The organism is Subtercola boreus, from assembly GCF_003399635.1.
Lineage (GTDB): Bacteria > Actinomycetota > Actinomycetes > Actinomycetales > Microbacteriaceae > Subtercola > Subtercola boreus_B.
The window spans coordinates 137,278-158,897 of the sequence record NZ_NBXB01000028.1 but is presented as its reverse complement, the minus strand read 5'-3'; the positions used below and the strand labels follow the sequence as shown (position 1 = coordinate 158,897).

Sequence of the window (21,620 nt, the reverse complement as noted above, 5' to 3'; positions counted from 1 at the left end):
TGACTGTGTGGCCCCAGGCAGATTCGAACTGCCGCCCCTGCCTCCGGAGGGCAGTGCTCTATCCCCTGAGCTATGGGGCCAGGAGTGCGGTGTCAAGGCTACCACTGGCCCGGGGGTGCTCGTGTCAGCGCCTCCGGGATCCGTGAAAGGATTCATGACATGAAGCGAACGGTCAGCGCCCACATCGTCTGCGATATCGACGCCCCTGCGAACCTCGTGTTCTCGATCGCCACCGCAGCCAACGTGAAACTCGCGTCGGAGACGGTGGAATACCTCTGGAACGGCCAGCCGATCACACCCGTCGACATCCTCGACGTGCACGGCACGCGCCTGCACGAGTTCGATGCGAACGCGGGCCGCCTGACGCTCAACTACTGGGCTGTCGTCGAAGGCAGCTCCGCGCAGGCTCCCGTCACGAAGAACGACCTCATCACCTACCTCCGCCCGAGCCGGTACTGCGAGTCCGACACGCTGCTGCCGACGGCCCGGTCCGAGTTCGCCGGGCTCGAGGGGCGCATGCTGCTCGACAGCGTGAGTTCGTGGGTGGGCGAGAAGCTCAGCTACGTTCCGGGGTCGAGCCTGCCGACGGATGGGGCGATCCAAACCCTTCTGAGCCGGCGTGGCGTCTGCCGCGACTACGCACACCTGGTGATCACGCTGCTTCGGGGGCTCGACATCCCGGCCCGCCTGGTGTCGGTGTACGCGCCCGGTCTCAGCCCGATGGACTTCCATGCGGTGGCCGAGGCGTTCGTCGACGGCGAGTGGTACATCGTCGATGCGACCGCGCTCGCCCCCCGGCAGAGCCTGGTGCGCATCGCCACGGGCCGGGATGCCGCCGACACGGCCTTCCTCACCAACCACGGCGGCTGGCTGAGCCTGAAGGAACTCGAGGTGACGGCGACGGCGGATGCCCTTCCGCTCGACGACACCCGGGAGTTCGTGCAGCTGCACTGACGAGTCCCCGGGGCGGGTGTGTCGACTCCGATAGACTTGCTGCCCGTGACTCCCGAAGACCTCTCCAGCGTTCTGTTCGACATCGTGACCGCCCGGCTCGCCGAGCGCGGGTCCGACGTGACGATCACCCTGGGCGACGTTCTGCTGGAGCGCCCGCGCAACCGCGACCACGGCGACTGGACCTCGAACATCGCCATGAAGCTCGCGAAGCGCGTCGCTTCGAACCCCCGGGCGTTCGCCGAAGAGCTCCGCCCGGCGATCGAGAGCATCGACGGCATCAGAGCGGTGGATGTCGCGGGCCCCGGCTTCATCAACATCACGTTCGACACCGCCGCGGCCGGTGAGGTGGTGCGCAGCATCCTGAACCAGGGTGACGACTACGGTCACACGAAGGTGCTCGAGGGGCTGAGCGTCAACATGGAGTTCGTGTCGGCCAACCCGACCGGGCCATTGCACCTCGGCCACACCCGCTGGGCCGCGCTCGGCGACGCGATCGCGCGTGTGCTCACCGCGACTGGCGCGAACGTCACGACCGAGTACTACATCAACGACGCCGGCAACCAGATGGACAACTTCGGTGCCTCGATCCTGGCAGCGGCCAAGGGCGAGCCGACCCCGGAGAACGGGTATCCGGGGGAGTACATCCAGTCGCTCGCGGCGCACGTGCTCGAGAAGGCCCCCGATCTGCTCAGCCTCCCGCACGACGACGCGATCGCCATCGCGCGCGACCTCGGCTACTTGCAGCAGCTCGAGGAGATCAAGACCTCGCTCGAGAACTTCAACGTGCACTTCGACGTGTACTTCTCGGAGCGGAGCCTCCACGCGCCCGACCCGTCGACCGGCAAGAGCCTGATCGACGATGCGGCCGTGCGCCTGGCCGAACAGGGTCACGTCTACGAGAAGGACGACGCCGTCTGGGTGCGCACCACCGACTTCGGCGACGACAAAGACCGAGTGCTCACCCGCGGCAACGGCATCACCACCTACTTCGCAGCAGACGCGGCCTACTACCTCAACAAGAAGGATCGCGGTTTCACCGAGAAGATCTACCTGCTGGGGGCCGATCACCACGGTTATGTCGGGCGCCTGAAGGCGCTCGCGGCCGCCGCGGGAGACGACCCCGACGTCAACATCAAGGTGCTCATCGGCCAGCTGGTGAACCTGAACGGCGCGAAGCTGTCGAAGCGCGCGGGCAACATCGTCGAACTCGACGACCTGCTCAACTGGGTCGGTGCGGATGCCCTGCGGTACTCACTCGCCCGGTACCCCGCCGACTCACCGCTCTCCCTCGACGGTGAGAAGCTCCGGGAGCGCACGAATGACAACCCCGTGTTCTACGTGCAGTACGCACACTCGCGCACCCGTTCGGTGGCGAAGAACGCCGAGGCGGCGGGCGTGGACCGCAGCGCGTTCGAACCGGCCCTGTTGACCCACGAGACCGAGACCGAACTGCTCGGATCGCTGCAGGAGTTGCCGCGCATCGTCGCACAGGCTGCAGAACTCCGCGAGCCGCACCGCGTCGCCCGGTATCTCGAGGAGGTCGCCGGCCACTACCACCGCTGGTACGCGAGCTGCCGGGTGCTGCCGCTCGGCGACGAGCCGGTGACCGACCTGCACCGCACCCGGCTGTGGCTGAACGACGCCACGGGCCAGGTCATCCGCAACGGACTCGCCCTCCTCGGCGTCTCCGCGCCCGACCGGATGTAGCGGCCCCGCCATGAGCGAGGCACCCCACGTCGGCGCCCCTGTCGTCGGCCGGACGGCGAAGCGCGCGCCCCTGCGGCTGCGCACCAGGGTCATCATCGGCATCGCAGTAGCCGTCGTGCTGCTCGTCGTCGCCGTGGTGGTAGCCGATGTCGCGTTGCGCTCGTTCGCCGAGGGCAAGGTGCGCGACAGCATCCTCCAGAACCTGCCCAGCAATGTCACCGGCGACGTGGCGGTCACCATCGGAGGCACCTCGTTCCTGCAGCAGTACCTCGCCGGCAGCTTCGACGACGTGACTCTCGCATCGACGAACCTCTCGGTGGGCGGTGTGCCGGTGGCGGCGACCGTCGTGGCGCACGGCGTGCCGACGGACCAGGCGAAGCCGGTCGCGGAGGCCGTCGCAAGCCTCACGCTGTCGCAGGGTGCGGTGAACTCGTTCCTGACGGTGCCGGGCTCGAACGAGATCGTGCTGGGCGAGGGAACCATCGGCTACTCGGGGTCGTTCGACGTTCTCGGGCTGACCCTCGGTTACGACGCCATGGCGACGGCGACTCCGAGCGGGCCGGATGTGCTGCTCACGCCGACCGGGGCGACCCTGTCTGCGGGCTCGGCGTCGATCGACGTCGGCGGAGCGCTCAAGGCGATCGTTTCGAAGCCCGTGCCGATCTGTGTGGCGACGTACCTGCCCGAGCGCGTGCAGCTGACGTCGATCGAGCCGTCGACCGGACAGGTGACGGTGACCGCCGAGGCGACGAACCTCCTCCTCTCGGCCGATGCGCTGAACACCACCGGTACCTGCAATCAGCCCTGAGGCTCGGCATCGACCTTTGTCACGATGTGGAAGTCGGCGCCCTTCACCTCGCTGATCGTCGTCACAGAGTCGTAGAGCACCGTGGGCGCCTCGGTCGCGCTGAAGAAACAGTGGACGGTGGCCCCATCGACAATCTCGACAGGCGAGTCACCACACGTCACGATCGGTCGCGGGATCTTCTCCTGGTCGACCATCACATCGGCCACGTGACCCGCGAACTCCTCGGCGGGCATCATGAGGGTGCCACTGTCGCTGCTGCACCCCGCCAGCGTGAACGGAAGCACGATCGCGGCGAACGAGAGGGCCAGCCACGGCCGCAGGTCAGAGGTTTTCGACATAACCTCAGTATAGAGGAATGCTCATCGAGCGTCGAGTCCCGATCCGTCACCCGCGCGCGGCTTCCGATAGGATTTTATTGATCCCTCGCCTGCCCTGAGCGCCCCTGCCACCGCTCTGCCTCACATCCGAAAGTGCCCGATGACTGCCAACCCGCTCGCTCCCGTGTGGCTGTCGCAGCCGGAAGACGCCAACGACCTCCCCACCGCGGTCTGGCCAGGGGACGCCCACCGCACACCCTCGGGTGAGCTCCGGCTCGGGGGAGTGTCGGCCGCCGAACTCATCGCCGCCCACGGCACCCCGCTCTACGTCGTCGACGAAGCCGACGCCCGTGCCCGCGCACGCGGCTTCCGGGAGGCGTTCGAGCGCGAGTGCGCCCGCATCGGCACCGGCGTGACCGTCTACTACGCGGCCAAGGCGTTCCTCAGTTCGGCTGTCGCCGAGTGGATGACCGGCGAGGGCCTCAGCATCGATGTCTGCAGCGCGGGGGAGTTCGCCGTCGCTCAGGCCGCGGGTGTGGCGCCAGCGCGGATGGGTTTCCACGGCAACAACAAGTCCGTCGCCGAGATCGATGCTGCCGTCGAAGCCGGCATCGGTGCGATCGTGATCGACTCGCCCATCGAGGTCGAACGGATCGCTGCCGCCGCCCGGCGCCACGGTCGCGTACAGGCGGTCCGCCTCCGCGTGAACAGCGGAGTGCATGCCCACACTCACGACTTTTTAGCCACGGCGCACGAAGACCAGAAGTTCGGCATAAGTCTGGCCGACGCCCCGGCAGTGGTGGCGAGCATCCGGAGCCACCCGGGCCTGGCCTTCCTCGGCCTGCACTGCCACATCGGCTCGCAGATCTTCGGGCCCGAGGGGTTCGAGCAGTCGGCCGCGCGTTTGCTGGCCCTGCACGCCGAACTGCTCGCGGGCGGCGAGATCCCCGAACTGAACCTCGGTGGCGGCTTCGGCATCGCCTACACGAGCGTCGACGATCCCACCCCTGTCGACGTGCTGGCACGCCAGATCGCCGACATCGTGGCGGTCGAGTGTGCCGGTCTCGGCATCGCCGTGCCGCATCTCGCGTTCGAGCCCGGCCGGGTGATCATCGGTCCGTCGACGGTGACGCTCTACACCGTCGGCACGGTCAAGCCGGTGACGGTGAGCGTGGGGGAGCCCGGCGCGCAGGATGCCGCGCTGACGCACACTGACATGACGCACACTGACATGACGCACACTGACATGACGGGCATCCAGAGCCCCACCGCCGTGCGCACCTACGTGAGCGTCGACGGCGGAATGAGCGACAACGCACGGCCGGCCCTCTACGGAGCCGACTACACCGTGCGCCTCGCCAACCGCCGCTCCGGCGCGGAGCCGGCACTCGTGCGGATCGCCGGCAAGCACTGCGAGAGCGGCGACATCGTGGTCTACGCCGACTACCTTCCGGGAGACGTCGAACCGGGCGACACCCTCGCCGTCGCGGCGACCGGCGCCTACTGCTGGTCGCTCTCGAGCAACTACAACTACCTGGGCCGGCCCCCTGTCGTCGCCGTGCTGGGCGGCGAGGCCCGGCTCATCATGCGGGGAGAGACGATCGACGATCTGCTTGCCCGCGATCCGGGTATCGGAGCTGCCACTCGCAAGGCCCCCACCGCACAGAGAGTCTCATGATCGAATACCGCAACCTCAAGATCGCCCTCCTCGGGGCCGGCAGCGTCGGATCGCGCGTCGCGCAACTGCTGCTCGAGCACGGCGACGAACTGGCCTCGCGGGTCGGTGCGGGGCTCGAGCTGGTCGGCATCGCGGTGCGGGATGTGGATGCCGAACGGCACGTGAGCCTGCCGAGGGAGCTGTTCACCACCGACGCCGAGTCGCTGATCCTCTCGGCCGACATCGTGATCGAGCTGATGGGTGGCATCGAGCCGGCGCGCAGCTACATTCTCGAGGCGCTGAACTCCGGCGCCGATGTGGTGACCGGCAACAAGGCCCTGCTCGCGCTGCACGGCACGGAGCTGTTCGCAGCGGCCGAGCAGGTCGGAGCGCAGTTGTACTACGAGGCTGCTGCGGGCGGCGCGATCCCGATCATCCGGCCGCTCCGGGACAGCCTGGCCGGCGACCGGGTGAAGCGCATCCTCGGAATCGTGAACGGCACCACCAACTTCATCCTCGACCGGATGGATGTCGACGGCGACACCCTCGAGGGCGCGCTGGCCACCGCTACGGCGCTGGGTTATGCAGAGGCCGACCCCACCGCAGACATCGAGGGTTTCGACGCTGCGCAGAAGGCGGCCATCCTGGCCCGTCTCGCCTTCCACTCGGCGGTGCCCGTCGAGGCGGTGCACCGGGAGGGCATCACCTCCATCACCGCCGACCAGGTCGAGCGCGCGCGTCGGGCGGGCTACGTCGTGAAGCTGCTCGCCATCTGCGAGCGGGTCGTGGATCCGGTCACCGGCGAGGAGGGCATTTCGGCGAGGGTGCATCCCGCCCTCGTGTCGAGGCTGCACCCGCTCGCTGCCGTGCACGGTGCCAAGAACGCCGTCTTCGTCGAGGCCGAGGCGGCCGGCGACCTGATGTTCTACGGAGCGGGAGCGGGCGGGCTCGAGACGGCATCCGCAGTTCTCGGCGACCTGGTCTCGGCGGCGCGGCGACACGTCGCGGGCGGGCCGGGCGTGGGCGAGTCGTTCACGGCCTACCTGCCGGTCGTCGACATCGGCAAGGTGCAGACCCGCTACCAGATCACTCTCGAAGTGGTCGACGCCACGGGCGTGCTCGCGACCATCGCCGGCATCTTCAGCGACCATGACGTCTCGGTCGAGACGCTGGAACAGTCGTCCGCCGCCGCGGCGGGCCCCGCAGCTTCACCGGCCACCGTTGCCGAGACCGCTACCCTAGTAATCGTCACGCACAGGGCGAGCGAACAGGCCCTGGCGGCCACCGTCGCCTCCCTGGCCGGGAACACGGCCGTCGCACGCGTCACGTCAGTCATGAGAGTTGAAGGAGCCTAGTGTCCCCGAACAGTCCCCGCATCCCGTCCCGGCAGTGGAGAGGCGTGCTGCACGAGTACGCCGACCGACTGAACATCACCGAGGCGACGCCGATCATCACGCTCGGCGAGGGTGGCACCCCGCTCATTCCCGCTCCGGCGCTCTCCGCCCGCACGGGCGCGAAGGTCTGGGTCAAGTTCGAGGGCATGAACCCGACGGGCTCCTTCAAGGACCGCGGCATGACGATGGCCATCTCCAAGGCCGTCGAGCACGGTGCGAAAGCCGTCATCTGCGCCTCGACCGGCAACACCTCCGCGTCGGCTGCCGCGTATGCGACGCACGCCGGCATCACGGCCGCCGTGCTGGTGCCCGAGGGCAAGATCGCGATGGGCAAGCTCAGCCAGGCCATCGCCCATGACGCCGAGCTGCTGCAGGTGCAGGGCAATTTCGACGACTGCCTCGACATCGCCCGCGAGCTCGCGGCGAACTACCCGGTGCACCTCGTGAACTCTGTGAACCCCGACCGCATCGAGGGCCAGAAGACGGCTGCCTTCGAGGTCGTCGAGGTGCTTCAGGATGCGCCCGACTTCCACATCGTGCCGGTCGGCAATGCGGGTAACTACACTGCCTACTTCCGCGGCTACAGCGAGGAGCTCGAACGCGGTGCCACCACGAAGCTGCCCCGCATGTTCGGCTTCCAGGCCGCCGGCAGTGCCCCGATCGTGCTCGGCCACGTCGTGAAGAACCCCGACACCATCGCCAGCGCCATCCGCATCGGCAACCCCGCCTCGTGGGCATTCGCCACCGAGGCCCGGGAGACGAGCGACGGCTACTTCGGCGCCATCAGCGACAAGCTGATCCTCGAGGCGCACCGCATCCTGTCGGCCGAGGTCGGCATCTTCGTCGAACCCGCGTCGGCCATCAGCGTGGCGGGCCTGCTCGAGCGCGCAGAGGCCGGGGCGATCCCGGCCGGCGCGACGGTGGTGCTGACGGTCACCGGACACGGTCTCAAAGACCCGCAGTGGGCGCTCCGCACCGCCGACGGCAGCGACATCACGCCGACCATCGTGCCGGTCGACGTCTCGGAGATCGCGGGCGTGCTCGGCCTCAGCAAGGCGACCGCATGAGCGAGGCCGGGGCCCCGTACGCGATCGGCGTCTCGCTTCCCGCTGGCCTCTCGGTGTCGGTGCGGGTTCCCGCCACCTCGGCGAACCTCGGGCCGGGCTTCGACACACTCGGGCTCTCCCTCTCCCTCTACGACGAACTGACCGTCACGGTTCGGGCCGAGCCCGGTGCGACGGTGGATGTCCGGGGTGTCGGTGCCGGCGAAGTGCCGACCGACGCATCCAACCTCGTCGTGCAATCGATCGCGCACACCTTCGCCGCCTACGGCCAGCCGATGCCGGGCCTCGACCTCATTGCGCGCAACTCGATTCCCCACGGACGGGGGCTCGGATCATCCGGAGCCGCCATCGTGAGCGGCATCATGGCGGCGAAGGGCCTGCTGGAGGGCATCGTCGACATCGACGCGCTCGGCCTCCTCGCCCGCGCGACCGAGCTGGAAGGGCATCCCGACAACGTGGCGCCCGCCCTGTTCGGCGGCCTCACCATCGCCTGGGTCACGCCCGAAGGACCGCAGTTCAAGAAGCTGATCGTGCACCGTGGAGTGTCACCGCTCGTGCTCGTGCCGCAGGCCACGATGTCGACGGCGCTGGCGCGGAGCCTCCAGCCGGCGACGGTGCCGCACGAAGACGCGATCTTCAACGTGTCGCGCTCGACGCTGTTGATCGCAGCCCTCATCCAGAGCCCCGAGCTGCTGTTCGCGGCAACGGAGGACAAGCTGCACCAGAGCTACCGTGCGGCAGCGATGCCCGAGACCGACCGTCTCATCCGGCTGCTGCGGGCCGAGGGATTCCCGGCCGTCGTCTCCGGTGCGGGCCCCAGCATTCTCGTGCTCTGCAGCGACCCCGGCCAGCGCCTAGCGGCGGTCGATCTCGTCGCCAGAGCATCGACGACACCCTGGGATTCCCGGGTACTGGCCGTGGACTTCAAAGGTGCTACAGTGATAGCGCACCCGGTCGAAGCCGACTAGTTTTTCTTGCTCCGAGCCCCGGTCGCATATCCTCCACATTACCGCTGGCATTTGTAGAGCCGTCCGTTTTCACGGCATCCAAATGCTTTCAGCTCTTCTGCCACCGTTCTGAGTGGGCAGAGGAAGGAAATCACCTCAGTGACTGACATCAACCTCCAGGTTCCCAGCGTGGAATCCCGCGCCGATCTGGCCACCCTCCGCGTCTCCGAACTGCAGACGCTTGCGGCTGCCCTCGGAATCCCGGGCGCCTCGAAGCTCCGCAAGGGCGACCTCGTCGCCGCGATCTCGAGCGCACAGGCGGGAAACACCGCCCCAGAAGCGGCAGCGCCCGCGTCGGACCCGACGTTCGCCGAGCAGATCGCCCCCGCGGCGGCTGCCGAGGCGGCTGCGTCCGTCGAAGCTGCTCCCGTTGAGGCTGCACCCGTGGCCGAGGCGCCCGTCGAGGCTGCACCCGTGGCCGAGGCGCCGGTCGCCGACGGCCCGCAGACGAGCCCGCGCCGCCGCGCCTCTCGCCGGGTCACCTCGGCCGACCCGACGTCGGCTCCGGCCGAGGTCACCGCCGCCGCCGTCGACGCGCCGCAGACCACATCTGGCCGCCGTCCGGCCGTGCAGCATGTCAACGCCGGCGCCGAGGAGCACGCTCCCCTGGTTCCGCAGGCCGACACCGCGGACTCGTCAGACGCTTCTGCCGCCGCACCGGAGTCCGAGCCCCGTCGGGGCCGTGGCAGCCGTCGCAGCTCCGGTGGCCGGGCCAGCTCCAGCGGTGACGCTGTCGCTGCGTCCAGCACCGACGCTGGTACCGCTGCCGCCGCCGCCGGCACGTCGGCCGCAGACAGCTCCGTCGCCGAGGAACCCCGCGTCGAGGAACCCCGCACCGAGGCATCCCTCACAACAAGCGACCCCGCAGCAATCGACCCCGCGGCGATCATCGACTCCGCGATCGACAACTTCGTGGCCGAGAACGCCGCGCAGGGTGGTACGGCGCAGGGCGGTGGTGACGTTGCCCGCTCCGAACGCCAGGTGCGCACCCCGCGCCTCACCCGCGCCCAGCGTGCAGCGCAGGCTGCTCGCGATGCCGCCAATGGCGACGCTCCCGCTGTCGATCGTTCTCGCACGGACTCGATCCTGCCGAACCTGCCGATCGTAGGCTCCGACGACGACGCTTCGAGCCAGGGCTTCGACGAGGGCGACCGCGACCGCGAGAACGGTGACCGCGACCAGAACGAGCCGCGCCAGGGCCGCGGCCGCAACCGGCGTGACCGCAATCAGCAGGGCGGCAACCAGCAGGGCGGCAACCAGCAGGGTGCCGGCCAGAACGGCGGCGGCCCGAACGGCGATGCCGGCAGCCAGAACGCCGACCGTGCCCAGAACGGGCAGGGCAGCGAACGCCAGAACGACCGCAGCATTGCCGACCGCACCAACAGCGATCGCCTGAACAACAGCCAGCGTGGTGCGAACGGGTCGCAGCGCAGCCCCCGCAACGACCGCAGCGCCGATCGGAACGACCGCAACGACCGCAACGACCAGGACACCTACGACGAGCAGCAGCTCGACGAGCTGAACGGCAACACGGGCGGCGACCGTCAGAATCCGAACGACCGCAACGATCGCAGCGCCCGCAACCGCTACCGCGACCGCAAGCGCCGTGGCCAGAACGGCAGTGACGAGCTCGAGCCCGAGATCAGCGAAGACGACGTGCTCATCCCGGTGGCGGGCATCCTCGACATCCTCGACAACTACGCCTTCGTGCGCACCAGCGGCTACCTGCCGGGCAACAGCGACGTCTACGTCTCGCTAGGCCAGGTCAAGAAGTACAACCTGCGAAAGGGTGACGCGGTCGTCGGTTCGATCCGCCAGCCGCGGGAGGGCGACAACAACGGTCGACAGAAGTACAACGCCATCGTGAAGGTCGAGTCGATCAACGGCCTGCCCGTCGACGAAGCCGCGAACCGCGTCGAGTTCTCGAAGCTCACGCCCCTCTACCCGCAGGAGCGCCTCCGCCTCGAGACCGAGCCCGGCAAGCTGACCCAGCGCATCATCGACCTGGTCGCCCCGATCGGCAAGGGCCAGCGCGGCCTGATCGTTGCGCCGCCGAAGGCCGGCAAGACCATCGTGATGCAGCAGATCGCGAACGCGATCTCGACGAACAACCCCGAGGTGCACCTCATGGTCGTTCTGGTCGACGAGCGTCCCGAAGAGGTCACCGACATGCAGCGCACGGTGAAGGGTGAGGTCATCGCCTCCACCTTCGACCGCCCCGCCGAAGACCACACCACGGTCGCCGAGCTCGCCATCGAGCGTGCGAAGCGCCTCGTCGAGCTGGGCCACGACGTGGTCGTGCTTCTCGACTCGATCACCCGCCTCGGCCGCGCCTACAACCTGGCCACGCCGCCCAGTGGGCGCATCCTCTCCGGTGGAGTGGATGCCGCGGCCCTGTACCCGCCGAAGAAGTTCTTCGGCGCGGCTCGCAACATCGAGAACGGTGGCTCGCTCACCATCATCGCTTCGGCGCTCGTCGAGACCGGTTCGAAGATGGACGAAGTGATCTTCGAAGAGTTCAAGGGCACGGGCAACATGGAGCTGCGACTCTCGCGCCAGCTCGCCGACAAGCGCATCTTCCCTGCGGTCGATGTGAACGCATCCGGAACCCGCCGCGAAGAACTGTTGATGGGCGTCGACGAGACGAAGATCACCTGGAAGCTCCGCCGCGCCCTCGCCGGGCTCGACCAGCAGCAGGCGCTCGAGATCGTTCTCGGCCGGCTGAAGGACACGACCAGCAACGTCGAGTTCCTCATGCAGGTCCAGAAGTCGATGCCGCAGACCACCCCGACCGACAGCCGCACCGGCAACGGCCACACCACCAGCCACAACGGCTCGCACGGAGAGTAGGCAGTCATGTTCGAATCAGTGGAGACACTGCTGATCGAGCACGACGAGCTGCAGGAACAGCTCGCCGATCCGGCGTTGCACTCGGATCCTGCTCGTTCCAAGAAGGTCAACCGTCGGTACGCCGAGCTCAGCCGCATCATCGCGGCTTGGCGCGAATGGCAGCAGCTGACCGACGATGTCGCTGCGGCGACCGAGATGGCAGCGGACGACGAGTCCTTCGCCGCCGAGCTTCCCAGCCTGACTGAAAAGCTCGAACAGGCGACGGAGAAGCTCCGCCGCCTACTGATCCCGCGGGACCCGAACGACGGCCGCGACGTCATCATGGAGATCAAGATGGGGGAGGGCGGCGCCGAGAGCGCGCTCTTCGCCGCCGACCTCCTGCGGATGTACCTGCACTATGCAGAGTCGAAGAAGTGGAAGACAGAGATCATCGAGCAGACCTCGAGCGATCTCGGCGGCATCAAGGATGTCCAGCTCGGCATCAAGGGCAAGTCGACCGACCCCGCCGAGGGCGTCTGGGCGCACCTGAAGTACGAGGGCGGAGTGCACCGCGTGCAGCGTGTTCCGGCCACCGAGTCGCAGGGGCGCATCCACACGTCTGCTGCCGGTGTGCTCGTCTACCCCGAAGTCGACGAACCCGAAGAGGTCGAGATCAGCCCGAACGATCTCAAGATCGACGTCTACCGCTCGAGTGGCCCGGGCGGCCAGTCGGTCAACACCACCGACTCCGCCGTTCGGATCACACATCTCCCAACCGGCATCGTCGTGGCGATGCAGAATGAGAAGAGCCAGCTGCAGAACCGGGAAGCCGGCATGCGCGTTCTGCGTGCGCGCGTGCTCGCGAAGCAGCAGGAGGAGATCGACGAGGCGGCCAGTGCTGTGCGCAAGAGCCAGATCCGCACGATGGACCGCTCCGAGCGCATCCGCACTTACAACTTCCCCGAGAACCGCATCGCCGACCATCGCACCGGGTACAAGGCCTACAACCTCGACGCTGTGATGAACGGGGCGCTCGAACCTGTCGTCGCCTCCTGCATCACCGCCGACGAAGAGGCTCGCCTGGCGGAACTGGGGGCAACGGCCGAGTGACGGCCGAGCCCATGAGTGTCATCCAAGTCGACCGGCCCATCACGGTGCGCGTGCTGTTCGAGCACGCCGTCGGCATCCTGACGCGGGCTGGTGTGCCCGACCCCGAGGTGGATGCCCAACTGCTGCTCGGGCATGTGCTCGGCGCCAGTCGTGGCCAGGTGCAGGCCCTCACCTACACCGACTCGCACGTCTCCGTCGAGGACGCCGTCGCCATCTCGGAGGTGGTGGAGCGCCGCGCCACCCGCGAACCGCTCCAGCACATCACCGGAACGGCCGGCTTCCGCCTGCTGGAACTCGCCGTCGGTCCCGGGGTCTTCGTGCCCCGGCCCGAGACCGAGTTCGTGGCGAGCCTCGGCATCGACAGCCTCCGGGCGGTCGCCGACGAGTCACCGATCGCCGTCGACCTCGGCACAGGCAGCGGGGCCATCGCGCTCTCGCTCGCCACCGAGGTCCCGCACAGCCGCGTCTGGGCCGTCGAGAACTCCACCGCCGCCTTCATCTGGGCCAGGCAGAACTTCCGTTCGGTGGATGCCCGCAACGCCACCCTCGTCTTCATCGACCTCGCGGATGCCCTTCCCGAGCTGGACGGCCGCGTCTCGGTCGTCGTCTCGAACCCGCCATACATCCCCTCGGATGCGATCCCGCGCGACCCGGAGGTGCGCCTGTTCGACCCCGAGCATGCGCTCTACGGCGGAGCGGACGGCCTCGACGTGGTGCGGAGCGTCTCCCAGACGGCCTTGCGGCTGCTCCGCCCGGGCGGTGCGCTCGTGCTCGAACACGGCGAATTGCAGGGGGCGGGTATCCGGAGCCTGCTGCAGCAGGACGGCTGGCACGCCGCTTCGACGCATCGCGACCTCACGGGTCGCGACCGGGCGACCACCGCCGTGCGCTGACCCGCATGCCGAGTCCGGAGGCTCCCGCGTGCCAACCGGTTCCACAGGATCAGCCCGGTAACATGGTGGGAGACATGGCTGCCATCTACGACTGCACGGTTCCGAGCGAGCTCCTCGCGGGAATGCGTCTCGCCCGGGCGGCGATCTCCCGGGGCGAACTCGTCGTCATCCCCACCGACACCGTCTACGGGTTGGCCGCCGACGCCTTCGACCCCCGGGCCGTGCAGCGCCTACTCGACGCCAAGGGCCGCACGCGCCAGTCGCCGCCACCGGTGCTGATCCCCGATGTGCGCACCCTCGAGGCGCTGGCCGAGAGCCTCAGCCCCGCCGCCCGGGAGCTCACTACAGCATTCTGGCCGGGCGGGCTCACGATTGTGGTGAAGGCGCGGAGCTCCCTGATGTGGGATCTCGGCGAGACCCACGGCACGGTCGCCCTCCGGCAGCCGAACGGCCCGCTCGCCCTCGAACTGCTCGCCGAGACCGGCCCGCTCGCCGTGTCGAGCGCGAATCTCACCGGGCAGCCGGCCGCGGCCAGTGCCGCAGAGGCGCTCGGGATGCTCGGCGAGAGTGTCTCGGTCTACCTCGACTCCGGGCATCCTGAGGCTGACAGCGCCGCTTCCTCCTCCATCGTGGCGCTGCCCTCCACCATCGTGGACGCGACGCATCCCGAAGAGGTGCGCATCATCCGTGAGGGCGCAATCCCGTCCTCCGAGATCCGCCGGATCGTCGGCGCGGCCCTCATCGACCGGCAGGCCGACTGAACCCGTGCGCTTCTACCTCCTCATCGGCGCCGTCTCCGCGGTCGTCACCTTCGGGCTGGCGATCCTGGTCTTCCGGCTGAGCACCAAGTACCGGCTCTACCCCAAGATCCGCGAACGCGACGTGCACACGCGGCCGACGCCACGCCTCGGCGGTGTGGCGATGTTCGCCGGCGTGGTGATCGCCGTCGGGATCGCCTCGCAGATCAGCTGGTTCCATCTGGTCTTCATGAACCCCGGCCCCATCCTCGCCATCCTCGGTGCAGCGCTGATCGTGGTTCTGATCGGTGTGGCCGACGACGTCTGGGATCTGGACTGGGTCGTCAAACTCGCCGGGCAGATCATCGCTGCGCTGCTGCTCGCGTGGCAGGGCGTGCAAATCGTCTCGCTGCCGATCGGCGGGCTCACGATCGGCTCGAGCGGAGCATCCCTCTTCATCACGGTGCTCGCCATCGTTCTGGTGATGAACGCGATCAATTTCATCGACGGGCTCGACGGTCTCGTGGCAGGCGTCGCGATCATCGCCAACGGTACGTTCTTCCTCTACAGCTATCTGCTGACGAAGTTCACGTCGCCCACCGACTACTTCAATATGGCATCCCTGATCACCGCGGTGCTGATCGGTGCCTGCATCGGGTTCCTGCCGTTGAACTGGCATCCGGCACGGTTGTTCATGGGGGACGCCGGATCCATGCTCGTCGGGCTCCTGATGGCGACGAGCGCCATCGCGGTCACCGGCCAGATCGATCCGGGTACCCTGGGCCGCTCACAGCTGCTTCCCGCGTTCATGCCGATCCTGCTGCCGTTCGCCATCCTGATCCTTCCGCTACTCGATTTCGGGCTGGCGATCATCCGGCGCCTGCGGGCGGGCAAGAGCCCGTTCAGCGCCGACCGCAAGCACCTGCACCACCGGCTGCTCGACATGGGTCACTCGCAACTGCATGCGGTCTTCATCTTCTACGGCTGGACCGCCGTGGCCAGCGTCGGCTGCCTGCTCTTCTTCGTTCTGCAGCCGTACTGGCTCGCCTTCGTCTTCCTCGGGGTCGGGATGCTCGTCTGCACCGTTCTCACCCTCGCCCCGTTGACGCGCCGCAAGGCCCTCGAGGCGACCGTGCAGCTTGCGCCCGCAGCCAGCCTCATCTCCACAGAAGGAGCCGTGCTCGATCCCCTCGATCAGGCCGGCGACCAACAGAAAGTCTGACATCTTGACCGTCTCCACGCCGACCCTCAGTTCGACGCCGATCCTCCGCCGCGCCCTCCGCGTCGGAGCACTGTTCACGGTGGGCCTCATCGTGGTCGGGGGAGTCGCCGGTTACCTCGTCGACTCGTGGACCGGGGTGACCAGCGCGGTCATCGGTGCCGCAATGGCCTTCGTCTTCCTGGCGATCACGGCAGCGAGCATCCTGATCGCCAACCGCTACTACGCGTCTCCGCTCTTCACCGCGCTGTTCTTCGCGATCGTTCTCGGAGCGTGGCTGCTGAAGTTCGTGATCTTCCTCGTGGTGGCGCTGCTGCTCCGCGGACAGCCCTGGGTGAACCCTGCGGTGCTCTTCCTCTGCCTGATCGTCGGAATCATCGTGACTCTCGTCGTCGACATGGTGGTGGTCGTGCGGAGCCGTCTGCCCTACGCGAGCGATGTGGTGCTGCCGGGTTCGGGCCGAGTTCTACCGAATGTCGAAAAAGAGTCCCCAAACGGCCACATTGGCGCAGAATCAAGCCCTGAGGATTCGTCTCCCAGCCCCAAAGCTTGATAGAGTGTGGACTGTTCGTTCCGCTACCGGGCGCTGATTTTCGAAAGCCCCATCCGTAGCAATCCCCCCATTCGTCGACGCGAGAGCCGAGCTCCACGCCCCGATACAGGAGAAAGCGCTGCTATCTAACGCTGTAAACCTGCTAGTCCCGACAGCAACCGATGAAGGTGGCTTTACGGGTCCCTCCATCAATGAGTTTTTTCCTGACGTCCTCTTCTTCGCGAACACACCGTTCGAGATCAACCGGATCATGCTCATCAGGTTCATTGCGGTACTGGCCATTGTCCTGATCTTCTGGATCGGCACCCGGAAGATGAAGATCGTCCCGGGCCGCTTCCAGTCCCTCGTTGAGATGGGACTCGACCTCGTTCGGGTCTCCATCGCTGAAGACCTGCTCGGCAAGAAAGACGGTCGGCGCTTCCTGCCGATCCTGACCACCATGTTCTTCATGGTGCTGTTCATGAACCTCACGGGCATCATCCCGTTCCTGAACATCGCCGGAACCTCGGTGATCGGTGTGCCGCTGGTGCTCGCCGTCGTCTCCTACGTCATGTTCATCTACGCCGGTGTGCGAAAGCACCCGGGGGCGTTCTTCAGGAACTCGCTCTTCCCGCCCGGCGTGCCGAAGGTGCTCTACATCATCGTGGCGCCGATCGAGCTGGTGTCGACGTTCATCCTGCGCCCGATCACGCTGACGCTCCGACTGCTGATGAACATGATCGTCGGGCATCTCCTGCTCGTGCTGTTCTTCACCGCAACATCGTTCTTCCTGCTGATCGGCAACGGCTTCGCCCTGTTCAGCATCGGAACGCTGGCGTTCGGCTTCGCCTTCACTCTCTTCGAAATCCTGGTCGCAGTGCTGCAGGCATATGTCTTCACACTGCTCACGACCGTCTACATCCAGCTCGCACTTGCAGACGAGCACTAGCAACCGCTGGTGACCGGCTCCCGAACCCGTTCGGGGCTGCAGGCAGAACTACCGGAACCGGCAACCGCCGGAACCACCACTACGGAAGGAAATCAACGTGGCAGACATCTCAGTACTCGCTGAGCTTCACGGCAACATCGCGACGGTCGGTTACGGCCTTGCGGCAATCGGCCCGGCCATCGGCGTGGGTATCGTCGTCGGAAAGACCATCGAGGGTGTGGCTCGCCAGCCTGAACTGGCCGGTCGTCTCCAGGTGCTCATGTACATCGGTATCGCCTTCACCGAGGCGCTTGCGTTCATCGGTATCGCGACGTACTTCATCTTCACCTCCACCACCTAAGCCGTCTTTCTCGTTCTACATCTAGAAAGGAGAGAGCATGTCTTTTTCACTTGCAGCAGTAGTACTCGCCGCAGATGAGGCTGCCCACAACCCGGTATTTCCCGAGCTTCCTGACCTCATCTGGGGCGGGGTCTGCTTCGTGGTGCTTCTCGTGTTCTTCTGGCGTGGGGTCCTTCCCCGTGTGAAGAAGCTGCTCGACGAGCGCGGCGAGGCCATCGAGGGCAACATCGAGAAGGCCGACGTCGCCCAGCGTGAGGCAGAAGCGGTTCTCGAGCAGTACACCGCCCAGCTCGCCGACGCGCGCGTCGAGGCGGGAACCATCCGCGAGCAGGCCCGTGTCGACGGCCAGCGCATCCTCGCTGAGCTCAAGGAGCAGGCGTCCGCAGAGGCCGCCCGCATCGCCGCCAACGCGCAGTCGCAGATCGAAGCGGAGCGCCAGGCAGCTGTCGTCTCGCTTCGTTCAGAGGTGGGCACGCTCGCCATCGACCTCGCCTCCGGCGTGATCGGTGAGAGCCTGAACGACGATGCCCGCTCTGCGGCGATCGTCGACCGGTTCCTCGCGGACCTCGAGGCCAGCGAGACCTCCGCCAGCGGTTCCACGCCGTCCAGCAGCACCGGGGCGGTGTCCTCCTAAGCATGGGTAGCGCAACCAGAGAAGCCCTGGCTTCATCGAAGACGGCACTTGCCGCGCTCCCCGCGGGTGCGTTGACGCTGTCGACGGGTGAAGACCTGTTCGCCGCCGGTCGGATCATCGGAGAGTCTGCACAGTTCCGCAGCCTCCTCGGCGATCCGTCGACGGAGCCCCAGCAGAAGAGGGCGCTCATCAACGCGGTCTTCTCCGCGGGGCTGGGTGCAGTCGCTTTGTCACTCCTGACCTCCATCACGAGTGCCCACTGGTCGACGCCGGATGAGCTCCTGGCCGGCATCGAGGAGATCGCGCTCCGCGTGGTCGCTCAGACGGTGCCCGAGGCTACCTCTGTCGAGAGCGAACTGTTCGCGTTCGGCGAGGCTGTGGCAAGCGACGCGGGTCTCGAACTCGCCATCGGTTCCACCCTCGGATCGCCGTCTGCGAAGGTGTCGCTCGTCAATGCTCTGCTCGAGGGCAAGGCCAGCGAGCAGACCGTGGTCATCGTGCGTCACCTGGTGCAGCAGCCCCGGGGCCGCCGTATTGCCGAACTGCTGGGCCGTGCAGCCGACATCGTCGCCGACGCATCCCACCAGTCCATCGCCACTGTCACGAGCGCGACGGTGATCGCGCCAGAACAGCTTGCGCGGCTGACGAGTGCTCTCGGTCGTTCCTACGGCCGCGAACTGAAGATCAACCAGATCGTGGACCCCACGATCCTCGGCGGGCTCCGTGTCGAGATCGGTGACGACGTCATCGACGGCAGCATCGAGGCCCGGCTGAACGACTTGCGGCAGAAGCTCGCGGGCTGACGACTTTTCCCGGAACGTGGAATTCCGCCCTGCGCAGCGGGGAGCATCCACAGTCCCGAGTATTACGCTTCACCTAAACAATAAGGATTGGCAATGGCAGAACTAACGATCAGCCCGGACGAGATCCGTAACGCTCTTCAGGATTTCGTCAAGTCTTACGAGCCGACTGCAGCGAGTGCTGTCGAGGTCGGCTACGTCATCGACGCTGCCGATGGCATTGCACACGTGCAGGGTCTTCCCGGCGTGATGGCCAACGAACTCATCCGTTTCGCCGACGGCACCCTGGGCCTTGCCCAGAACCTCGAGCAGGACGAGATCGGTGTCATCGTCCTCGGTGAGTTCAGCGGAATCGTCGAGGGCATGCAGGTCGAGCGCACGGGCGAGGTGCTCTCCGTGCCTGTCGGCGACGGCTACCTCGGCCGGGTCGTCGACCCGCTCGGCAACCCGATCGACGGTCTCGGCGAGATCGCGACCACCGGCCGTCGTGCCCTCGAGCTCCAGGCGCCCGGCGTCATGAGCCGCAAGAGCGTGCACGAGCCCATGCAGACCGGCATCAAGGCGATCGACGCCATGATCCCGATCGGTCGCGGCCAGCGTCAGCTCATCATCGGTGACCGCCAGACTGGCAAGACGGCCATCGCGATCGACACGATCATCAACCAGAAGGCCAACTGGGAATCCGGCGACACGAACAAGCAGGTGCGCTGCATCTACGTCGCCATCGGCCAGAAGGGCTCCACCATCGCTTCGGTGAAGGGTGCGCTCGAAGACGCCGGAGCGATGGAGTACACCACCATCGTCGCGTCGCCCGCGTCCGACCCTGCCGGATTCAAGTACCTCGCTCCCTACACCGGTTCTGCCATCGGCCAGCACTGGATGTACGACAGCAAGCACGTCCTCATCATCTTCGACGACCTCTCCAAGCAGGCCGAGGCCTACCGCGCCGTGTCGCTGCTGCTGCGTCGTCCGCCGGGACGTGAGGCCTACCCCGGTGACGTGTTCTACCTGCACTCCCGTCTGCTCGAGCGTTGCGCCAAGCTCTCCGACGAGCTCGGTGCCGGCTCGATGACCGGCCTGCCGATCATCGAGACCAAGGCGAACGACGTGTCGGCCTACATCCCGACCAACGTGATCTCGATCACCGACGGCCAGATCTTCCTGCAATCCGACCTGTTCAACGCCAACCAGCGCCCCGCAGTCGACGTCGGCATCTCGGTGTCGCGCGTCGGTGGCGACGCCCAGGTGAAGAGCATCAAGAAGGTCTCCGGAACGCTGAAGCTCGAGCTCGCCCAGTACCGCTCGCTCGAGGCGTTCGCGATGTTCGCGTCCGACCTCGACGCGGCATCCCGTCGCCAGCTGGCCCGCGGTGCCCGCCTCACCGAGCTGCTCAAGCAGCCGCAGTACTCTCCGTACCCCGTCGAGGAGCAGGTCGTCTCGATCTGGGCCGGAACGAACGGCAAGCTGGATGAGGTTCCCGTCGAGGACATCCTCCGTTTCGAGCGCGAACTGCTGGACTACTTCGGTCGCAACACCGAGGTGCTCTCGAAGCTCCGCGACACCAACGTGCTCTCCGACGACATCGTGTCGGCTCTCGAGTCGGGTGTGGACTCCTTCAAGAAGGATTTCCAGACCGGTGAGGGCAAGCCGCTCGCATCCGTCGGTTCCGAGAGGTTCGAGGCTTCCGACAAGGAAGACGTCAACCAGGCACAGATCGTGAAAGGTCGCCGCTAAGTAATGGCTGCTCAGCTTCGGGTCTACCGACAGAAGATCAAGTCTGCCCAGACGACCAAGAAGATCACGCGGGCGATGGAACTGATCTCTGCGTCACGCATTCAGAAGGCGCAGGCTCGGGTCGCAGCATCCGGTCCCTACGCTCGCGCCGTGACGAACGCCGTGTCAGCTGTTGCCACCTACTCGAACGTCGACCACATCCTCACGACCGAGCCGGAGAAGGTCGAACGGGCGTTGATCGTCGTCTTCGCCTCGGACCGTGGTCTCGCGGGCGCCTTCTCGTCGAACGTGCTGAAGGAGTCGGAGCAGCTCGCGACGCTCCTGCGGAGCGAGGGCAAAGAGGTCGTCTACTTCACGATCGGCCGTAAGGCTGCGGCGTATTTCGCATTCCGCAAGCGCGCAACCGCAGAGTCGTGGACCGGCGGAACCGACCAGCCCACGTTCGAGGTCGCGAAGGAGATCGGTGACGCCCTCGTCGAGATCTTCGTGAAGGATGCGTCAGACGGAGGTGTCGACGAGATCCATGTCGTCTACAACCGCTTCGTGAACATGGTGTCGCAGGTGCCCGAGATCGTCCGTCTGCTTCCTCTCGAGGTCGTGGAGGGTGATGAGGTTCCCGCCGACAGCGTCGTTCTGCCGCTCTACGAGTTCGAGCCCGAGGTGGGCGATGTTCTGGATGCCCTCCTCCCGGTCTACATCGAGAGCCGGATCTTCAATGCCATGCTGCAGAGCGCCGCGTCTGAGCACGCTGCACGCCAGCGGGCGATGAAGTCGGCCAGCGACAACGCCGACAAGCTCATCCGTGACTACACCCGTCTGGCCAACAATGCGCGCCAGTCGGAGATCACCCAGCAGATCTCAGAGATCGTGGGCGGCGCCGACGCGCTGACCCCCGCTCGCTGATCGACAGTTTTTTCGAAACGTTAGAAGAGAGA

Annotated in this window: 20 protein-coding genes and 1 tRNA gene; 19 read left to right on the top strand and 2 right to left on the bottom strand. The window is 66.8% G+C overall.

Annotation, left to right across the window (positions count from 1 at the left end):
• Positions 1 to 8: 8 nt before the first annotated feature.
• A tRNA-Arg gene (locus B7R22_RS09880) sits at positions 9 to 80 on the bottom strand.
• Between the two features lie 79 nt (positions 81 to 159).
• Between B7R22_RS09880 and B7R22_RS09875 the strand changes: the two genes are divergently transcribed.
• Genes B7R22_RS09875 through B7R22_RS09865 form a run of 3 tightly spaced genes read left to right on the top strand, consistent with a single transcriptional unit; the run spans position 160 to position 3,469 of the window.
• Positions 160 to 954: a transglutaminase-like domain-containing protein gene (locus tag B7R22_RS09875; protein WP_116411563.1), complete on the top strand. Its 795-nt coding sequence runs from the start codon at positions 160 to 162 to the stop codon at positions 952 to 954.
• A 45-nt stretch (positions 955 to 999) separates the two neighbouring features.
• Positions 1,000 to 2,661, top strand: coding sequence for an arginine--tRNA ligase (argS, locus tag B7R22_RS09870; protein ID WP_116411562.1), 1,662 nt, complete (start codon positions 1,000 to 1,002; stop codon positions 2,659 to 2,661).
• 10 nt (positions 2,662 to 2,671) lie between these two features.
• Positions 2,672 to 3,469 (top strand): LmeA family phospholipid-binding protein, encoded by a 798-nt coding sequence (locus B7R22_RS09865; protein WP_116411561.1) that lies wholly within the window; start codon positions 2,672 to 2,674, stop codon positions 3,467 to 3,469.
• On the opposite strand, the gene B7R22_RS09860 is transcribed toward B7R22_RS09865, so the two are convergent.
• Complete coding sequence (locus B7R22_RS09860; RefSeq protein ID WP_116411560.1) at positions 3,460 to 3,807, bottom strand: hypothetical protein; 348 nt, start codon at positions 3,805 to 3,807, stop codon at positions 3,460 to 3,462. The two genes, B7R22_RS09865 and B7R22_RS09860, sit on opposite strands and share 10 nt — an antisense overlap.
• Positions 3,808 to 3,946: 139 nt before the next feature.
• Here B7R22_RS09860 and B7R22_RS09855 point away from each other — a divergent pair, with 139 nt between their 5' ends.
• The 16 genes from B7R22_RS09855 (at position 3,947) to B7R22_RS09780 (ending at position 21,588) form a co-directional block, all read left to right on the top strand.
• Positions 3,947 to 5,464, top strand: coding sequence for a diaminopimelate decarboxylase family protein (locus B7R22_RS09855; RefSeq protein WP_116411559.1), 1,518 nt, complete (start codon positions 3,947 to 3,949; stop codon positions 5,462 to 5,464).
• On the top strand, positions 5,461 to 6,798 hold the full coding sequence (locus B7R22_RS09850) for a homoserine dehydrogenase (protein WP_116411558.1): 1,338 nt from the start codon (positions 5,461 to 5,463) through the stop codon (positions 6,796 to 6,798). Before B7R22_RS09855 ends, B7R22_RS09850 begins: the two co-directional genes overlap by 4 nt.
• Complete coding sequence (gene thrC, locus B7R22_RS09845) at positions 6,798 to 7,904, top strand: threonine synthase (protein WP_172582294.1); 1,107 nt, start codon at positions 6,798 to 6,800, stop codon at positions 7,902 to 7,904. The genes B7R22_RS09850 and thrC overlap by 1 nt, the downstream gene beginning before the upstream one ends.
• Positions 7,901 to 8,869 (top strand): homoserine kinase, encoded by a 969-nt coding sequence (gene thrB, locus B7R22_RS09840; RefSeq protein ID WP_116411557.1) that lies wholly within the window; start codon positions 7,901 to 7,903, stop codon positions 8,867 to 8,869. Before thrC ends, thrB begins: the two co-directional genes overlap by 4 nt.
• A gap of 138 nt (positions 8,870 to 9,007) precedes the next feature.
• Positions 9,008 to 11,758 carry a transcription termination factor Rho gene (gene rho / locus B7R22_RS09835; RefSeq protein ID WP_172582293.1) on the top strand — a complete coding sequence of 917 codons (2,751 nt, stop codon included), beginning with the start codon at positions 9,008 to 9,010 and terminating at the stop codon, positions 11,756 to 11,758.
• A gap of 6 nt (positions 11,759 to 11,764) precedes the next feature.
• A complete protein-coding gene (prfA, locus tag B7R22_RS09830) occupies positions 11,765 to 12,847 on the top strand; it encodes a peptide chain release factor 1 (protein WP_116411556.1) in 1,083 nt (360 codons plus the stop codon).
• Positions 12,848 to 12,858: 11 nt separating this feature from the next.
• Positions 12,859 to 13,740: a peptide chain release factor N(5)-glutamine methyltransferase gene (prmC, locus tag B7R22_RS09825; protein WP_116411593.1), complete on the top strand. Its 882-nt coding sequence runs from the start codon at positions 12,859 to 12,861 to the stop codon at positions 13,738 to 13,740.
• 74 nt (positions 13,741 to 13,814) lie between these two features.
• The gene (locus B7R22_RS09820; protein ID WP_116411592.1) at positions 13,815 to 14,501 is read left to right on the top strand and encodes an L-threonylcarbamoyladenylate synthase; all 687 of its coding nucleotides are present in this window, start codon (positions 13,815 to 13,817) and stop codon (positions 14,499 to 14,501) included.
• A 4-nt stretch (positions 14,502 to 14,505) separates the two neighbouring features.
• Positions 14,506 to 15,699 carry an MraY family glycosyltransferase gene (locus B7R22_RS09815; RefSeq protein WP_116411555.1) on the top strand — a complete coding sequence of 398 codons (1,194 nt, stop codon included), beginning with the start codon at positions 14,506 to 14,508 and terminating at the stop codon, positions 15,697 to 15,699.
• Positions 15,700 to 15,703: 4 nt separating this feature from the next.
• Entirely contained in the window at positions 15,704 to 16,249 is a 546-nt protein-coding gene (locus B7R22_RS09810) for a hypothetical protein (protein WP_216363433.1), read from the top strand.
• A 250-nt stretch (positions 16,250 to 16,499) separates the two neighbouring features.
• Positions 16,500 to 17,177, top strand: a complete 678-nt coding sequence (atpB, locus tag B7R22_RS09805; RefSeq protein WP_253258992.1) for a F0F1 ATP synthase subunit A — start codon at positions 16,500 to 16,502, stop codon at positions 17,175 to 17,177.
• A 106-nt stretch (positions 17,178 to 17,283) separates the two neighbouring features.
• A complete protein-coding gene (atpE, locus tag B7R22_RS09800; protein WP_369826455.1) occupies positions 17,284 to 17,517 on the top strand; it encodes a F0F1 ATP synthase subunit C in 234 nt (77 codons plus the stop codon).
• 37 nt (positions 17,518 to 17,554) lie between these two features.
• On the top strand, positions 17,555 to 18,151 hold the full coding sequence (locus B7R22_RS09795) for a F0F1 ATP synthase subunit B (RefSeq protein WP_116411553.1): 597 nt from the start codon (positions 17,555 to 17,557) through the stop codon (positions 18,149 to 18,151).
• Between the two features lie 2 nt (positions 18,152 to 18,153).
• Positions 18,154 to 18,954: a F0F1 ATP synthase subunit delta gene (locus tag B7R22_RS09790; RefSeq protein WP_116411552.1), complete on the top strand. Its 801-nt coding sequence runs from the start codon at positions 18,154 to 18,156 to the stop codon at positions 18,952 to 18,954.
• Positions 18,955 to 19,047: 93 nt separating this feature from the next.
• The gene (gene atpA / locus B7R22_RS09785) at positions 19,048 to 20,685 is read left to right on the top strand and encodes a F0F1 ATP synthase subunit alpha (protein WP_116411551.1); all 1,638 of its coding nucleotides are present in this window, start codon (positions 19,048 to 19,050) and stop codon (positions 20,683 to 20,685) included.
• 3 nt (positions 20,686 to 20,688) lie between these two features.
• Positions 20,689 to 21,588 carry a F0F1 ATP synthase subunit gamma gene (locus tag B7R22_RS09780; protein WP_116411550.1) on the top strand — a complete coding sequence of 300 codons (900 nt, stop codon included), beginning with the start codon at positions 20,689 to 20,691 and terminating at the stop codon, positions 21,586 to 21,588.
• The last annotated feature ends 32 nt before the right edge of the window (positions 21,589 to 21,620 follow it).

What these genes read in the sequence shown, in the direction of transcription:
- B7R22_RS09875 (WP_116411563.1), top strand. Translation starts at nt 160, where the DNA reads ATGAAGCGAACGGTCAGCGCCCACATCGTCTGCGATATCGACGCCCCT.
- B7R22_RS09865 (WP_116411561.1), top strand. Translation starts at nt 2,672, where the DNA reads ATGAGCGAGGCACCCCACGTCGGCGCCCCTGTCGTCGGCCGGACGGCG.
- B7R22_RS09860 (WP_116411560.1), bottom strand. Translation starts at nt 3,807, where the DNA reads ATGTCGAAAACCTCTGACCTGCGGCCGTGGCTGGCCCTCTCGTTCGCC.
- B7R22_RS09855 (WP_116411559.1), top strand. Translation starts at nt 3,947, where the DNA reads ATGACTGCCAACCCGCTCGCTCCCGTGTGGCTGTCGCAGCCGGAAGAC.
- B7R22_RS09850 (WP_116411558.1), top strand. Translation starts at nt 5,461, where the DNA reads ATGATCGAATACCGCAACCTCAAGATCGCCCTCCTCGGGGCCGGCAGC.
- thrB (WP_116411557.1), top strand. Translation starts at nt 7,901, where the DNA reads ATGAGCGAGGCCGGGGCCCCGTACGCGATCGGCGTCTCGCTTCCCGCT.
- prfA (WP_116411556.1), top strand. Translation starts at nt 11,765, where the DNA reads ATGTTCGAATCAGTGGAGACACTGCTGATCGAGCACGACGAGCTGCAG.
- prmC (WP_116411593.1), top strand. Translation starts at nt 12,859, where the DNA reads ATGAGTGTCATCCAAGTCGACCGGCCCATCACGGTGCGCGTGCTGTTC.
- B7R22_RS09820 (WP_116411592.1), top strand. Translation starts at nt 13,815, where the DNA reads ATGGCTGCCATCTACGACTGCACGGTTCCGAGCGAGCTCCTCGCGGGA.
- atpB (WP_253258992.1), top strand. Translation starts at nt 16,500, where the DNA reads ATGCTCATCAGGTTCATTGCGGTACTGGCCATTGTCCTGATCTTCTGG.
- B7R22_RS09795 (WP_116411553.1), top strand. Translation starts at nt 17,555, where the DNA reads ATGTCTTTTTCACTTGCAGCAGTAGTACTCGCCGCAGATGAGGCTGCC.
- B7R22_RS09790 (WP_116411552.1), top strand. Translation starts at nt 18,154, where the DNA reads ATGGGTAGCGCAACCAGAGAAGCCCTGGCTTCATCGAAGACGGCACTT.
- atpA (WP_116411551.1), top strand. Translation starts at nt 19,048, where the DNA reads ATGGCAGAACTAACGATCAGCCCGGACGAGATCCGTAACGCTCTTCAG.
- B7R22_RS09780 (WP_116411550.1), top strand. Translation starts at nt 20,689, where the DNA reads ATGGCTGCTCAGCTTCGGGTCTACCGACAGAAGATCAAGTCTGCCCAG.